The organism is Aquimarina sp. RZ0 (genome assembly GCF_008370685.1).
In the GTDB taxonomy this organism is placed as follows: Bacteria; Bacteroidota; Bacteroidia; order Flavobacteriales; family Flavobacteriaceae; genus Aquimarina.
The window spans coordinates 1-15,606 of sequence record NZ_VTZU01000008.1; the positions used below are offsets into that span (position 1 = coordinate 1).

A 15,606-nucleotide genomic window follows, 5' to 3' on the forward strand; every position below is an offset into this window, starting at 1 on the left:
AGTAAAGTCAAGGTTGTCAAAGTAATGACCAGCAGGCAGAAGGGTTTTTAAACATACTCTTATAATAGTATCAACCTTATAATTTAAAACAATACTTTGAGTATAACGGATTTCAGAAAATCAATCGAATCTTCCTTTGAAGCAAAAAAAGAACGAAAACACAAGTCAGATAAAGCCGCTGCTTATAAAGCAAAAAATGATTATATGAATGTTGTTGATGAAGTCTCTAAAAGTGTACCGAATAAAACAAAAGTAAAAATAGCAAAACATACAGGGCCAAAAATACGAATACTTAAAAAAAACGCAGCACTGGCAAATGAACAGAATTCTGATGTGAACAAAAAATACCAAAATAGAATAGATAGTGCAAAACGTGTAGGGAATGACCTTAAACAGAGACCATTTAATAAAAGAACCAAGTCCAATGAAATACCGAGAGGAAGAAGACCATAAAGTATTTCGTAGTTTATACTAAACTTTACTGCTTTATGCAATAAAATGTGTTTTAAAAAAGTCCTCATAAAAAAGCCTCAATATTGAGGCTTTTTTATGAGGTTTCTTTTTTTATTGTACACTATAGACAAAATTATTAATCGTTTAATAATTAATACTACTAGTAATTACTTTCACCCCCATTAACAAAGAGGTTTTATCAAGGTTAATACAAACTAAATAGCAAACTATTAATAACTATGAGTAAAAAACATAATGATTTCATTAGCGAAACTTCTATTTTTAGTCATCCTGAATAATTTATAGGTAAAGCGATATAATCGCAATTTCATTTTGTTCTGAATTGATCAAAATGACTTTATTATAGATCACTTATATAACTCCCGTACAAATCTTTGAATCTAAACCCTTCTGACAATCTATATTTACTGAGTTTTTTATATTCTACCAATCCCCATAACAAAAATTCTTTTACAAAATATCGATCTTGTTGATCAATATCTTCCTGATACTTTTTTATCAAATTATTTAGTGGGGGTATTCCATCGAGCTTTTCTCTATAATCGCTATCAGCTATATCATCCAAAAGTTCGAAACCACTTTCTTCAAAAAACCAATCAATCAATTCTTGATAGGGGCTTTGTTCGCTTTCTTTTTCTAATCGTTCTATTTTAGGAAAATAATCCGGGAATAAGGTTTTGATCGAATCAGAGATTAAGGAATGTGCTACAGATGCTGCTCCCTCCTGCTCTCCTTCATATACCAGTTCTACCTTACCCGTAATTGCCGGAACGACTCCCATAAAATCACTTAGTCGCACCATCGTTTTTTCTTCTCCGGATTTTAAAGCTCTGTATTCTGCTGTACTTAATAAGTTTTCATAAGCCGTGATACTCATCCTGGCACTTACTCCGCTTTTATGATCAATAAATTCACTTTCTCTTGCCTGAAAACTAAGTTGCTCTAACAAATCTTTTGCCAGATCCGGTACGTAAACTAAACCACTTTGCCTGGTATCAAGTTGGGCTTCTTGCTGGGTAATTGTTTTTGCTATTTCGATAGTCTCTGGATAATGTGTAAGAATCTGAGATCCTATTCTATCTTTTAATGGAGTAACGATACTTCCCCGATTTGTATAATCTTCTGGATTGGCAGTAAATACAAATTGCATATCCAGTGGGAGACGCAGTTTAAATCCTCTTATCTGTATATCTCCTTCTTGTAAAATATTAAATAGGGCTACCTGGATACGAGCCTGTAAATCCGGTAACTCGTTAATAACAAAGATACAGCGATTAGCTCTTGGAATCATCCCAAAATGAATCACTCTGTCGTCTGCATAACTTAGCTTTAGATTAGCCGCTTTAATAGGATCTACATCTCCGATAATATCAGCTACTGTAACATCTGGAGTGGCTAATTTCTCAGCAAAACGATCGCTGCGATGTACCCAGGATATTGGAGTATCTTCTCCTTTTTCTGCAATTAGACTAACTGCATACCTTGATATGGGTTGAAATGGATCATCATTGATCTCAGATCCATCTACAACAGGAATCCATTCATCCAAAAGATTCGTCATTTGTCTTGCCAACCGCGTTTTCGCTTGTCCTCTTAACCCTAATAAATTAATATTATGCCTGGATAAAATTGCTCTCTCCAGCTCAGGAATCACTGTATTCTCATATCCATGAATACCTGTAAAAGTATCTTCTTTTCTATTTATTTTATCTCTTAGATTTTCTCTAAGTTCTTCTTTTATACTTTTACTCTTATATCCTGATTCTTTTAATTGACCAATCGTGGTTATATTTTTTATATTCATATTTTTTTTTCAAAAAATTCTAGTTTATACTATTATCCTCTAATTCTTTTTTTTCTATTAGTTTCATAATCTTCAAAAATCATTTCTCCTAATCCTTTTAGACCGGTATAAAATGCTTTTCCTTGATTCGCATGTGTAAATTCTCTTACAAACTGCATTAGATAAGGATCTCTGGCGATCATAAACGTAGTAATCGGTATATGTAATTTACGAGCTTGCTGCGCCATCATATAGCATTTATTCACAATATGCTTATCTAATCCATTACTATTCTTATAATATTGACCATCTGGCAGAATCAAACAGCTGGGTTTACCATCTGTAATCATGAAAATTTGCTTATTGGTATTTCTCTTTCTTCTTAACATATCCATCGCTAGTTGTAAACCTGCAACTGTATTGGTATGATAGGGGCCTACCTGCAGATACGGCAAATCTTTGATAGCAATTGGCCAGGCGTCATTACCAAAAACTAAGATATCCAATGTATCCTTCGGATAACGGGTAGTGATTAATTCTGCTAATGCCATCGCTACTTTTTTGGCAGGAGTAATACGATCTTCTCCATATAAGATCATACTATGACTTATATCGATCATCAATACCGTACTCATCTGTGCTTTAAACTGGGTTTCTTCTACTACCAGATCATCTTCTGTAAGATTCAGTTCCCCGATGCCATGATTTATCTGAGCGTTTTTCAGACTTTCTGTGATAGAAATACGCTCTAATGCATCTCCATATTGATAGTTCCTAAACTCTCCTGCATGCTCATCACCTCTACCCGTATACTTGGTTCTGTGATTCCCTGATCCGCTTCGTTTTAGCTTCCCGAAAATTTGATCCAGCGCTTTTTTTCTAATTGCCCGTTCTGTTTTAGACGTAATAGACATTCCTCCTTTTCCATCAGGTTTGACTTCTTCTTTAATGTATCCTTTCTTTTTTAGATCTTCTATAAAATCATCCAAAGTATACGTTTCACTGGTTAACTGATACTCCTTATCTAGTTCTTTCATCCAATCCAGCGCTTCATCCAGATCACCAGAAGTATGCGTTATGATTTCCTGAAATATATCAAAAAGTTTTTCGAATGGAGATTGTTCAGGTGCTTCGTATTTTCTAAAAGCAAACCCACTTTTTAAAATTTCCTTTTTCTTTTTCATTAGATAAAGTTAGTACATTTTATAAAAGATGAAAACTATAGCTCATCCTAATATAGAATAATTAACATATGTTTTGGAGATTTTGCCATCAACCCGACTAATAGCATGTCAGTTAATAGATTCTTTGCATTTCCTAATCATCATAAAATATATCTGCCAAACATAATATTAAAAAACAAGTGCATTACATAGTCTCTTAACTCTAGTAAAAAAGTCGTACTCAAAAAAAAGAGAAATTAATTACAGATTTAAGCAACATATAGGCTATCACCATGCAAAAGTAAAAAATGACTATAGAGACTGGATTTTATCGCTTCTAAGTATCGAAAATCTAACAAAATTGTTACATCTGATTACATCACTCCAATGAATGAGATAAAAGGTTACTTGCCCTAATAATGATTAGAAAGTTACAGGTACAAAAAAAGAATAAAAATAAGCCAATTCATTTTTGTTTAAATTTTTATTAATTTTTATAAACAAACTTCTTTTTTTTAGGCCCTTAAAGGTCTAATTTTAAGAATATTCGCATTTTTTTAACACAAAGAAATCGTAAAAAACACTTTAATACTTTAACTTTATAATCCCCTCTATTAAGATTGTCAATAGTCAATAATCAGTGAAAAACAAATACAATATGATTACAAATATAAAAATCTAATACGCACGTATTATCAGGGGAGTATAGTACGTGATTTAAAAAATTACGAATATGAAACATTATATACTATGTGCATTAGTACTCTCTTGTTGGTTTTCATATCCAAAAACCTTTGTCAATCTTACAGATAATCCGAACTTTATTCAAAATACTATTGATCGAAGACTTTCTGAAGAAGAAGTTCTAAAAAGAGGATTAGGGCTATTAGCTACAGAAGTAATTGAAAAAATTGATGAAATTGATTTAAGAAAAATGGCGCGTTCTTCAATTTTTGAAACATCTTATGGTTTTCGGTGGAAAATGATCAATGTAAAAACTGGCAAAATTATAATAGTAAAAGTTAATAAAAACTTTGAACTAATTTCTGTTAGGAATAGCAAAAGGCGGAAAGCTATTTAGTATAAGTAAATAATAATCCACTTTATTTCATTTTCAATAAAACTCTTCAATCATGTAGCTTTAATTGTAAATCATTAACGCGATGACAAATCTTTGTGGTTTTTATACAAATACAAATCAATACTGCTTATGATGATGTCAACATCTTCTTTACCTTTTTATAGCTCTCCATATACTCCCAATAAATAACTCTATTATAGGCATATTTTACTAATATAAACTTTTCACTTACTGATAAAATTCTATCAATCGCTACTAGCTTTTTTGATGCTTCATCTACTTTTACATCTTCTACAATTTCTTGATTCCTTGCATCAAATCCATGAACAATGGTATGATTCTTTACTGTAAGCTCTATAAATTTCATGTGTCCTATATTTTTGAATCAAAGCTAACTCTTTTTCACCTTAACACCTCTTTAAGAGTTTCGCATTTTCATTTTCTTAACTTTAAGCTCATATTTACATAATCTATCAAAAATGTTAAAAAGATTCTTTCTTTTTACTATCCTTTCTCTAAGCATTTCTTGTTTTTCCCAAAAGGAACTATTGCTTGTATATACTGGAAATATGGGTGTATATATTACAAACCATACCTCTTCTGTTTTAATAGATGGATTGCATACTGAGTATGGTAAAGATTATCTTTTTCCTCCTGTTTCCTTGACTCATAAAATAACTCATCAACTGCGACCGGATGCAATTATATTCACACATCATCATGGAGATCATTTTAGTGCGCCACTTGCTGATGAATACCTAAAAGCTAATAAAACAGCCTTATTATACGGATCACAGCAAATTACAAAAGAAATCAGTACACATCCTGATAGGTTAATCAGCATCATTACAAATGATTATACACCACAAACAAGTGTTCTAAAAGATCTAAAAATTACAGGAATAAAAATCAATCATGCTGGCAAAAGGCATATTACTGTAGAAAATGTAGGATATATTATTGATTTTGGTCATAAAAAAATTCTCCACGTAGGAGATACTAACTGGATGGAAGATATTCATCTTTTTGATCAATTACAACTTATCAAAAAAGATATCGATATTGCGATTTTACCTTATTGGATGTTGTTAGAACATCAAGCCCCTATACTTATCAAAAAATATATAAACCCCAAGCGAATAATCGCCACTCATATTTCTCCCAGAATAACAAAAGATGAATTATTTGATTTACAAAATAAATACCCAACCGTAGATTTTTTAACAAAACTAGAACAACGGATACAACTATAATTAACTCTCACTTACACCAAAATGAAAAAATATTTTTTTCTATTAATCCTGATACTATCGTCTATTATTACTGCTCAGGAGTTTTCTATAAACTATGTAAAAAACAAAAAACCTCGCAATATTGGCCCTGGTGGCATGAGTGGCCGCGTAACGACCATAGATGTTGTCAATGCTGACACCGATATTATGTATGCAGGAACTGCTTCTGGTGGTTTATGGAAATCTACCTCTGGCGGCATTAAATGGGAGTCTATTTTTAATAAAGAAATAACGGCATCTATTGGAGCAGTAGCTATACAACAATCCAACCCTTCCGTTATTTGGGTAGGAACTGGAGAGGGTAACCCAAGAAATAGTCTTAATGGTGGATATGGAATCTTTAGATCTCTGGATGGAGGTAAGAACTGGGTATCGATGGGACTGGAAAAGACGAGACATATTCATAGAATTATAATAGACCCTACAAACCCTGATATTGTTTATGTAGCCGCTATTGGTGCTCCCTGGGGGGAACATCCGGAAAGAGGCGTTTTTAAAACAACCAATGGAGGCAAAACCTGGAATAAAATCTTATTTGCAAATAATAAAACTGGTGCCGCTGATCTGATCATAGACCCTTCGAACCCTAATAAATTGATTGCCGCTTTATGGGAACATAAGCGTGATCCGTGGTTTTTTAAATCTGGTGGAAAAGGGTCTGGTCTCTTTATTACTCACGATGGTGGTAAAACCTGGCAGCAAAGAACTCACAAAGATGGATTACCAAAAGGAGATTTAGGAAGAATAGGAATTGCTATCGCAAAAAATAAACCAAATACAATCTATGCACTGATAGAAGCAAAGAAAAATGCTTTGTACAAATCAGAGGATGGAGGTTTTAACTGGACAAAAATAAATGACAAAAAAGATATTGGCAACCGTCCTTTCTATTATTCGGATATTCATGTAGACCCTCAGAATGAAAATCGCATCTATTCTGTATTTACCTATGTGAACGTGTCGGAAGATGGTGGTAAAAATTTCAATCAATTAATGCCTGCTTATGGAGTAGATAATGGAGTACATCCTGATCATCACGCCTGGTGGATACACCCGCAGGATGGGAATTTTATGATTGATGGTAATGATGGTGGACTAAATATTACCAGAGATGGTGGAAAAACATGGAGGTTTATTGGCAATTTGCCCGTAGCACAATTCTATCATATCAATGTAGATAACGAATTTCCTTATAATGTTTATGGAGGAATGCAAGATAATGGTAGTTGGCGAGGTCCTGCATATGTTTGGAAAGATCAGGGAATCAGAAATTCATACTGGCAGGAAATTTCTTTTGGAGATGGATTTGATGTCGTTCCGGATCGAGATGATTCCAGATATGGCTGGTCTATGAGTCAGCAGGGATATGTTAGTCGTTATGATTGGATTACCGGGAATAACTATACTGTGCGCCCTACACATCCTGATCCTGCCATAAAATTAAGGTTTAATTGGAATGCTGCTATTAACATAGACCCATTTGATAATAGTACCATATATTTTGGTAGTCAATATGTACATAAAAGTAGAGATAAGGGATTGACCTGGGAAATTATTTCTCCCGACCTGTCTACCAATAATCCCGAAAAATTAAAACAAGCAGAAAGTGGTGGATTAACAATGGATGCTACAGGAGCAGAAAACCATTGCACTATTTTGGTGGTAGAACCTTCTGTATTAGAACAAAATATGCTTTGGGCAGCCACAGATGATGGGCGTGTTCATATAACAAAAGATGGAGGTGCAAACTGGACAGATATTTCTAAAAACATAAAAGGATTACCGGCAGGTAGTTGGATTGTGCAAATCAAAGCTTCTAATAAGAATAAAGGTGAAGCATTATTAGTGGCCAATGATTATCGTAGATTTAATTACACGCCATATGCATATAGAACGACTGATTATGGAAACACCTGGCAACGGATTGTTGATGGAAATGATGTAAAAAGTTATACCCTCAGTATTGTAGAAGATCCTATAGAAAAAAACTTACTCTTTCTGGGGACAGATGATGGCCTATACATATCTTTTAATGCAGGAAGTAGCTGGGTAAAATGGACAGCGGGTTTCCCGACTGTTCCTGTAAAAGACTTAGTCATTCAAACCAGAGAACACGATTTGGTGATTGGGACTTTTGGTAGAGCAGCATGGGTATTGGATGATATAAGACCTTTGCGTGCTTTGGCAAAGAATAAAAATATTTTAAACAAAAAATTACAACTCTTTGATCCACCTATAGCATATCAAGCCGTATATCAACAACCTACCGGAAGTCGTTTTGGTGGTGATGCATTGTATAATGCTGAAAATCGTGATTATGGTGCGCATATCTCCTATTTCGTAACAGTAGAAGAAAAGACAAAAGAAGAAACTGATAAAGAAGAGGAAGAAGAAGAGGAAGAAACAAATGAGGATGAAAACAATGAAGCCAAAACAAAGTGGGACTCTATCCATCTAAAAATCTATGACGGAAATCGGTTAATCAGAACATTGAAACAAAAAACACCTGACTCTACCGGTATTCATAAAATAGTATGGGATATGGATGAAAAAGGAGTAGATCAACCCTCCAGAACCATTCAAAAAACTAAGAAAGAGCCAGGAGGAGTTGATGTTAAACCTGGAACATATAAATTGGTCATTCACTACGGTGATCAGAAATCTGAAACGAATATCCAGGTAGCATCAGATCCAAGGCTACAAGTTTCTAAGCAAAACATTGATGAAATATATAGCGCATCAAAAAACTTAGAAACCATGACAGCATCTGCTACAAATGCGGTAAAACAATTAGTAGAGAGTAAAGAAATAGCTGCTAAGTATCAGAAAGAACTAAAAAAACTTGATAAAAATAAATTCAAAGACCAGATCAAAGGTTCTAAAGATATTATTAAGAAAATTAACACCACAATAGCAATCTACCTTGGTAAGGAAGACAAAAGACAAGGAATCACTCGTAATCCCGAAGTAACTGTAATGCAACGATTAGGAACCGCCAGATGGTATACAACAAGTCGACAAAATGGATTAACAGATACCGAAACAACATTAATCAAACAAGCTAAAGATGCATTAAATGAGGCGTTAAAAACTACTAACAAGTTCTTTGAGGAAGACTGGAAACCATATCAGAAAACTATAGAAGAATTAAATGTATCCCCTTTTAAAGAGGTCAAAGTCTTTTCGATCAAATAATTTTTTTAATATAGAAGTGGTTTAAGCTTTTTTTCAATTCGATGTAAAAATGCTCTTTTTGACTGAATTTTCGGCTTTTTCTAACTTCGTAGCGCTGCTATGAAGGGCAAAAAAAAACATTGCAATTGATCAAAAAACAACTATTTTTCGCCATAATCAAGAAAGTTTGAATCACTTTGCTAATAAAATAAAAACCTTAAAAAATAGTATTGCAAAATAATGATGAGAAAAACCATTTTAACGCTAACTATCATAATGACCATTACTATCAGTAATGCACAAGAAACCGGCGAAGATGAATTAGGTGCGTGGTATATGTATTTTGGCACAAACCAGATAACTGATAAATTAAGTATACATACCGAAGCACAATTCAGGTTTTATGAAATTGCCACTACATTTAATCAATTATTACTCCGTACGGGACTAAATTATCATATAAATGATAATGCTATTGCCACTATGGGATATGGATACATCAATACCGATGGAAGCTTTGCTGATATTCCCGAAGAAGAAAACACTGATGAACATAGGATATTTGAGCAATTTATCCTAAAAAACAGTATTGGAAAGTTCAAGTTCGAGCATCGGTATAGACTTGAACAACGATTTATCAGTGCGCAATCTGATAATTTTACAGAACATAGAGCCCGATATCGACTACAACTTACATATGTCATAAATAAAAAATGGTTTCTTAATCTATATGATGAAGTTTTTATCAACCTACAAGAACCTATTTTTGGTCAGAATAGATTGTATGGAGCCATTGGATATACTTTTAAACCGAATCTGAGTATTCAATTAGGGTATCTTAAAAATCATTTTACAAATAGAAATTTTGATCGTTTGCAACTAGGAGTCATTTTCAACACTGATTTCAGAAAAAAGAAATAACATGGAGTTCCCACTATCAAAATAACTTGAAGATAAATACATTACTATGAAATTAAAAAAACAAGACAATCCTGCACTTCTACTGATTGATGTCCAGGAAGGTTTTAAAGATATTGCCTATTGGGGCGGTGAACGTAATAACCTAAATGCAGAAGATAATATGGAGCAATTATTAGCGATTTGGAGAAAAAACGATTTGCCGGTTTTTCATATCAAACACTGCTCCACCAATCCCGTTTCTCCACTAGCAAAAGGAAATACCGGTAATGAGTTCAAAGGTTTTATTATACCCCAATCTGGTGAATCTATTATTGAAAAAAATGTTAATAGCGCTTTTATAAATACCGATCTAAAAGAAAGATTACAAGGCAATAACATCGATACTCTGGTAATAGTAGGGCTTACAACAGATCATTGTGTATCTACAACTACGAGAATGGCTGGTAATTATGGATTTACAACTTATCTGGTAGAAGATGCTGTAGCCACTTTTAATAAAATAGGTGCTAATGGTCAGGAATATAGTGCACAACTAATTCATGATACAGCAATTGCAAGTCTTAAGGATGAATTTGCCTCTATTATAAAAACAGCGGATCTTCTATTCTTTGATAGCTGAATTAAACTTTAATTCCATAGCACTACTAATACTATCTGTTATTTGAATTTACTGTATATATATTTCATTCTGAAATTTAAGGTAGAAAATAACATTTTATTCCAATAAAGTCATTGGATAAATGGTATCAATTCTATTTGAAAAATACGCAAATAAAAAGTAGCAATTTTTATATTTTGGAAAAAGAAATTATGCTTCATTAAAAAAATCCATTGTTAATATTGATTCTAAAAAAAAAATATAAAAGAACTCATCTTGAGTAATGCTTTGAACTTCAGAATTTACATTTTGCACACTAATTTTGTTGATTTTTTTAACCGTATGGCTATGCTGAAAAAACCACTTCCTTATAGCAGAAAAGCTAAACTTTTCGGTTCAAAACCACTATTCAAGATGAGTTCAAAGAGAGTATTTTGTTTTAAAAATCAGGAATGGTATTATAATGCAGCAATTTGTTTATTGCGACTCCTGCATACTGTTTTAAGCTGGTCTATAGTGTCTTCATTTAGTCCATTATTTTTCCAGGAAATATAGCCATCAGGACGAATTAAAAAATATTTTTCCTGATAGATTTTTTTTGCATCTTCATCTGTTACCAATCTAGCTTGTATAGGTAGTAACGCATCAGCAATCAATTTTTCTAAAGAAATCAATTCTTCCTTTGTGCCAAAACAAAGAATCACATAATTTTTCCCAAAAAGATCTATGATGGATTGATCTTTACCTATGAATACATGAGGAGCTCTGTATCCCACCATGGCAGATTTTTGCCAGTTATTAGGAGTGTTATTTTTATCTGCTGTATTTTTTTGTTTTTTATCTATAAGATCTGAGGAATACCCTAATCCCAAATGTACATCTGGAGCATCAAATTCTTTCCCTACCTGTTGTTTAATTAACACATCCGTGAACTCTTTTCTACATTTTCCCCCTTCAGAGGTATCCAGTGCGATAGCTGTAGGAACTTTTCTGTTCAAAGTTCTAGATAAATTTTCTTTAGACTTTTCTAAACTTTTTAAGGCAATAGGTCTTCTTTCATCGTGATATGAATCTAGAATCCGCTCATCGGCATTTCCTTTTAGTACTTCAGAAATTTTCCACGCCAGGTTTTCAGTATCTGCCACACCGGTATTCATCCCAAATCCTCCTGAAGGAGAAATAACATGAGCAGCATCTCCAGCAAAGAATATTCTTTTATCTCTGTACTTATCTACAATTCTATGTGATAACTCCCAATGAACATTAGATTTAATATAAAAAGGGGTCTCATAATTTAAAGCCATATTAACTAACTCATATGGAGTTTTGTCTTTTTGAGGTTTCACGGTAATACGATATAAAGACCTACCATCCATAGATCGAAGTGGATATCGTAAACCTGTAGGAGATACTAAGAAATGAACAAGCGCATTAGAAGTTCCAAGGAGGTTTTTTAGATAGGGAGCTTCAAAAAGAATATTCTGAAAGTGATTTGATTCATGAAACTGTTCAAAGGTAACATCACATTGTTCTCGTATACTACTTCTGGCACCATCGCAGGCAATTAGATATTTTCCCTGAATGGTACTTTGTGTACCTTCTTTAGTATTTTGTGTTTTTACTATAACTCCGGTATCAGACTGAGTAAAAGAGATCATTTTAGTGTTAAGTAAAAGAGATTTGGGTGCAGTATCAGCTATCTCTTTTAGTAAAATAGGGCATAACCAGTGGTGAGGACACACTTGCTCCGTTTCTGGAGAAAAGGTAGGAAGAAGGCGGTCATTATAGGTTCCTCTTTTAATTCTTAGTAGTTCGTGACCCCCGAGAGAAGTTGTCCAGGATATATCCAACGGGTGATCTTCTGGCCATCCACTTTTTTGCATTTTACCACTGATACCAAGTTTACGAAATATTTCCATAGATCGTACACCAACCGTACCTACTCTTGGATAGGTGATAATACCATTTCCCTTATCAATTAGTATTGCATCCACTCCGTGGTATTGGAGCATCAGCATCATGGTTAACCCTACAGGTCCACCTCCTACAATAATAACATCTGTATTCATATTGTTTTACTTTTTTTATTTAGAGAATTATCAGATTTAATAAATTTTAACTTTGTTTTTTTGATTAAAAAGGTATTGGATATGTTTTTAAAAATGTACTCATCGTGAGTAGTAGCTTTTAAATGAAAAATTAGTTTTTTAGGACAAATCAGTTTTCAGGATAAGTTCCATACCTTATCCCTTACCTACCTTATATTATTTGGCATGGTTTTTCATTTTAATATTGATATGAAATGAATGCTAAAAGTATGATTTTTTCCCCATTAAAAGGAGTTTTTGAGATTAAAAATATTGTAATAAAAAAAGAGTTTTACAGAGCTTATTTTAATAAAGCGGTCAACTATATTTGAGCGGATGTTTAAGGTCATAAATCTTTTGTGATATTTTGGAGAATACTCTTCTTTTCACTCTTGAAATCGTTTCAACTATGCTCAATTTGCTATAAAAACGATTTTTTTTACTCAACTTTTGTCTTAGAGCATGTTTAAAAACAATCCAAACTGATTGTCAGTAGTTTGGTGTTCTGACGACACTTCAAATCGACGACATATCGAGATATGTTGCTTACTTGAAGTAAAGTCAAGGTTGTCAAAGTAATGACCAGCAGGCAGAAGGGTTTTTAAACATACTCTTATTATTACATCGTAGTGCTACTATAAAGAACGAAAAACAATTAAATTGGTTAAAAAACTACCATTTTTTGCTAGAATCAAAAAAGTGCAAATCACTTCATCAATAAATAATTAAATTTGAAGATAGAACTCATTTTTAGATTTAGACAAAGAAGAGTATGTATGATTAGAGTGAATTGAAAAACTCCAAATAAGTTCTATAAGTAATTTAAAAAAATAAGGAATTCAACTCTAGAATATGCGTTCAGTACTTTTTAGTATAAGTTTATTATTGCTGTATATAGTTACCGCTCAGGAAAGTAAATAATCCTTGGGGCAAGCCCACGAGGCATTAAAATAATTTTAGCTGATTATCTTTTTTCAAAACCTTATACTCTTCTTCAATCCCTTGATTTTTGACATATTTTGCTATCATTTGTTCTCTGCCATGTTGACCAACTGTATTAACAAAATACCCTTTGCCCCAAAATTCACCTCCCCACAATTGTTTTTTGACTTCTGGGCAACGGCGAAAAACTTCCCCTGCTATCAAACTTTTTACAGTCGTAACAATTTTTGTAACACTATATGACGGAATACTCTGAATCAAAAAATGAACATGATTCTTATCCGTACCTATTTCTAAAAAAAGAATTTCATATCTATCACTTATCTCTTCACAAACTTCAACTAATACGATTTATAACTAAAAATTTCGCATATTCATCGTTTCTTTTTCCTTTCTACTTCGTTTAAAAAATAAACCGTAGCTATAGCTATGCTTGATTTTTTTGCCTTGCATAAAGAAAAAATAATTCAATGAATTTATACGAATTTTTTAATCACAAATCGTATAAAACCTTATCTACTGAATTAGTCAATACAACTCTCCTATATTTAGCACTACTCACCAAATGATACAGCAAAACTGTAACGTTATAACTCTTATGGATATATTTACTATTTTGTGACATCGAGTCACAAAATAGTAATAATTAACGAAGCAAGCCTAGAGGTATTATAAACCCAAAAGCAAAATATAAAGAAGTTGTTTTAAATAGAAAAGGTCCATTTTTTCCAAAAGATATAGCAATCATACATATAGAGCGGGTTACGATGCTGGATATTATACCTGATGTATGGGTTATACGATTTATAACTAAAAATTTCGCATATTCATCGTTTCTTTTTCCTTTCTACTTCGTTTAAAAAATAAACCGTAGCTATAGCTATGCTTGATTTTTTTGCCTTGCATAAAGAAAAAATAATTCAATGAATTTATACGAATTTTTTAATCACAAATCGTATTAGAGCTTGTTTAAAAACCTTACTTCCTGAAAACAAATATTTTAAGAACCGCAAGCTTACTTCAAATAATTCAAATATCCTGATATGCTCATCATTTGAAGTGTCCTCAGAACCTCAAACTATTGATTTTCAATTTGTATTCTTTTTAAACATACTCTAAAAGAGAATTCCCTAAATATTTAATCACACGATAAAGAAGTAACTTGCTATTTAGAATATGTATACGTATGTATCCAATCTATATACATAGTATTTGCACTATCATTCTGCGTTTGTAAGCTCTCTTTAGTTGCCAGCCCACCATCGTGGTCATGTGTCCATAGATCCCAAATGACATTGAGACTTCTTGTGAAATCTGTTTTAGAAATATCTGTTCCTGATTCTTCACCATTAATATAATATGTCATATGGTTAGCATCCTTCCAGTAGAGTCCAAATGTTTGAAAATCTTCATTCCATTTTTTACCCTTTGCAGGATTCTTATCAGAGAGATTTCTATTATCAAAATCGGCGACTCTTTCAAAATTATCCTTGATTTCCGGATGTACCCTTTTACTTCTTTCTTCAACACCATTTTTTAAAATAAAAAATTGAGATTGTCTTATATACGGTAAATTCGGATCCTTGTTTATTGGATTAGACATATTTTCGCAGATATCAATTTCATCCCTATCTTTGGCATCCCCATCATTCAACCAGAATGTATTGTAAGCAGAGATGTTAGCAGTTTTCATACGACATTCTATATATATTGGAAATGAGATTTGCTCAAGCGAATATATTCTAGATGTTTCAAACCATCGTTCAGTATTTTTATCAGAAGAAACAGATGCTTTAATCCATAATTTACCATCAGTCACTCCAGAATTTTCTTCCTTCATTTTATTTGGCGCTGGATAATCCCAAAGTTCCTTTCTCCATTTTGTTTCATCCCAAGTATCAAACTCATCTGTTAAATTTGGCACTATTTCCCAGGTAACACCTTTAGGAGGAGTTGGTTGTGCGTAAATTGAGACTAAGAGGAAACTAATAAAAAAGAAAAATATATTGGTCGAGAATTTTATTCTCATCAGGATTGATTTAATAGTAATGTTCATAGGGTTGAAATTAATAAAAATATAGAACTTGTACT

General features: G+C 32.8%; 11 protein-coding genes and 2 pseudogenes. 6 read left to right on the forward strand and 7 right to left on the reverse strand.

The features are described 5' to 3' along the window. Nucleotides 1-96: 96 nt before the first annotated feature. Nucleotides 97-453 carry a hypothetical protein gene (locus F0000_RS04785; protein ID WP_149623562.1) on the forward strand — a complete coding sequence of 119 codons (357 nt, stop codon included), beginning with the start codon at nucleotides 97-99 and terminating at the stop codon, nucleotides 451-453. Nucleotides 454-814: 361 nt separating this feature from the next. Here the strand turns inward: F0000_RS04785 and F0000_RS04790 are convergent, their stop codons facing one another. Then, entirely contained in the window at nucleotides 815-2,278 is a 1,464-nt protein-coding gene (locus F0000_RS04790; protein ID WP_149623563.1) for a magnesium chelatase, read from the reverse strand. A gap of 32 nt (nucleotides 2,279-2,310) precedes the next feature. Then, nucleotides 2,311-3,441: a VWA domain-containing protein gene (locus tag F0000_RS04795; protein WP_149623564.1), complete on the reverse strand. Its 1,131-nt coding sequence runs from the start codon at nucleotides 3,439-3,441 to the stop codon at nucleotides 2,311-2,313. A gap of 712 nt (nucleotides 3,442-4,153) precedes the next feature. On the opposite strand from F0000_RS04795, the gene F0000_RS04800 reads away from it, so the two are divergent. Next, nucleotides 4,154-4,501, forward strand: coding sequence for a hypothetical protein (locus F0000_RS04800; protein ID WP_149623565.1), 348 nt, complete (start codon nucleotides 4,154-4,156; stop codon nucleotides 4,499-4,501). Between the two features lie 127 nt (nucleotides 4,502-4,628). Here the strand turns inward: F0000_RS04800 and F0000_RS04805 are convergent, their stop codons facing one another. After that, nucleotides 4,629-4,868, reverse strand: coding sequence for a hypothetical protein (locus F0000_RS04805; RefSeq protein WP_149623567.1), 240 nt, complete (start codon nucleotides 4,866-4,868; stop codon nucleotides 4,629-4,631). Nucleotides 4,869-5,070: 202 nt separating this feature from the next. On the opposite strand from F0000_RS04805, the gene F0000_RS04810 reads away from it, so the two are divergent. The 4 genes from F0000_RS04810 to F0000_RS04825 all read left to right on the forward strand — a co-directional run bounded on the left by F0000_RS04810 (nucleotide 5,071) and on the right by F0000_RS04825 (nucleotide 10,507). Beyond that, the gene (locus F0000_RS04810) at nucleotides 5,071-5,754 is read left to right on the forward strand and encodes an MBL fold metallo-hydrolase (RefSeq protein WP_188112022.1); all 684 of its coding nucleotides are present in this window, start codon (nucleotides 5,071-5,073) and stop codon (nucleotides 5,752-5,754) included. A gap of 21 nt (nucleotides 5,755-5,775) precedes the next feature. Next, complete coding sequence (locus tag F0000_RS04815) at nucleotides 5,776-8,988, forward strand: hypothetical protein (RefSeq protein ID WP_149623569.1); 3,213 nt, start codon at nucleotides 5,776-5,778, stop codon at nucleotides 8,986-8,988. Nucleotides 8,989-9,210: 222 nt separating this feature from the next. Next, nucleotides 9,211-9,888 (forward strand): DUF2490 domain-containing protein, encoded by a 678-nt coding sequence (locus tag F0000_RS04820; RefSeq protein ID WP_149623570.1) that lies wholly within the window; start codon nucleotides 9,211-9,213, stop codon nucleotides 9,886-9,888. 46 nt (nucleotides 9,889-9,934) lie between these two features. Continuing rightward, a complete protein-coding gene (locus F0000_RS04825) occupies nucleotides 9,935-10,507 on the forward strand; it encodes a cysteine hydrolase family protein (protein WP_149623571.1) in 573 nt (190 codons plus the stop codon). A 437-nt stretch (nucleotides 10,508-10,944) separates the two neighbouring features. Here the strand turns inward: F0000_RS04825 and F0000_RS04830 are convergent, their stop codons facing one another. From F0000_RS04830 to F0000_RS04845, 4 genes and pseudogenes are all read right to left on the reverse strand, one after another. After that, a complete protein-coding gene (locus tag F0000_RS04830) occupies nucleotides 10,945-12,555 on the reverse strand; it encodes an FAD-dependent monooxygenase (protein ID WP_149623572.1) in 1,611 nt (536 codons plus the stop codon). 963 nt (nucleotides 12,556-13,518) lie between these two features. After that, nucleotides 13,519-13,860, reverse strand: a pseudogene (tnpA, locus tag F0000_RS04835) (IS200/IS605 family transposase); the annotation flags it as partial. A 151-nt stretch (nucleotides 13,861-14,011) separates the two neighbouring features. Beyond that, nucleotides 14,012-14,140 (reverse strand): annotated as a pseudogene (locus F0000_RS28210) (IS200/IS605 family transposase); the annotation flags it as partial. A 540-nt stretch (nucleotides 14,141-14,680) separates the two neighbouring features. Beyond that, nucleotides 14,681-15,544 carry a family 16 glycosylhydrolase gene (locus tag F0000_RS04845; RefSeq protein WP_149623574.1) on the reverse strand — a complete coding sequence of 288 codons (864 nt, stop codon included), beginning with the start codon at nucleotides 15,542-15,544 and terminating at the stop codon, nucleotides 14,681-14,683. Nucleotides 15,545-15,606: the final 62 nt, after the last annotated feature.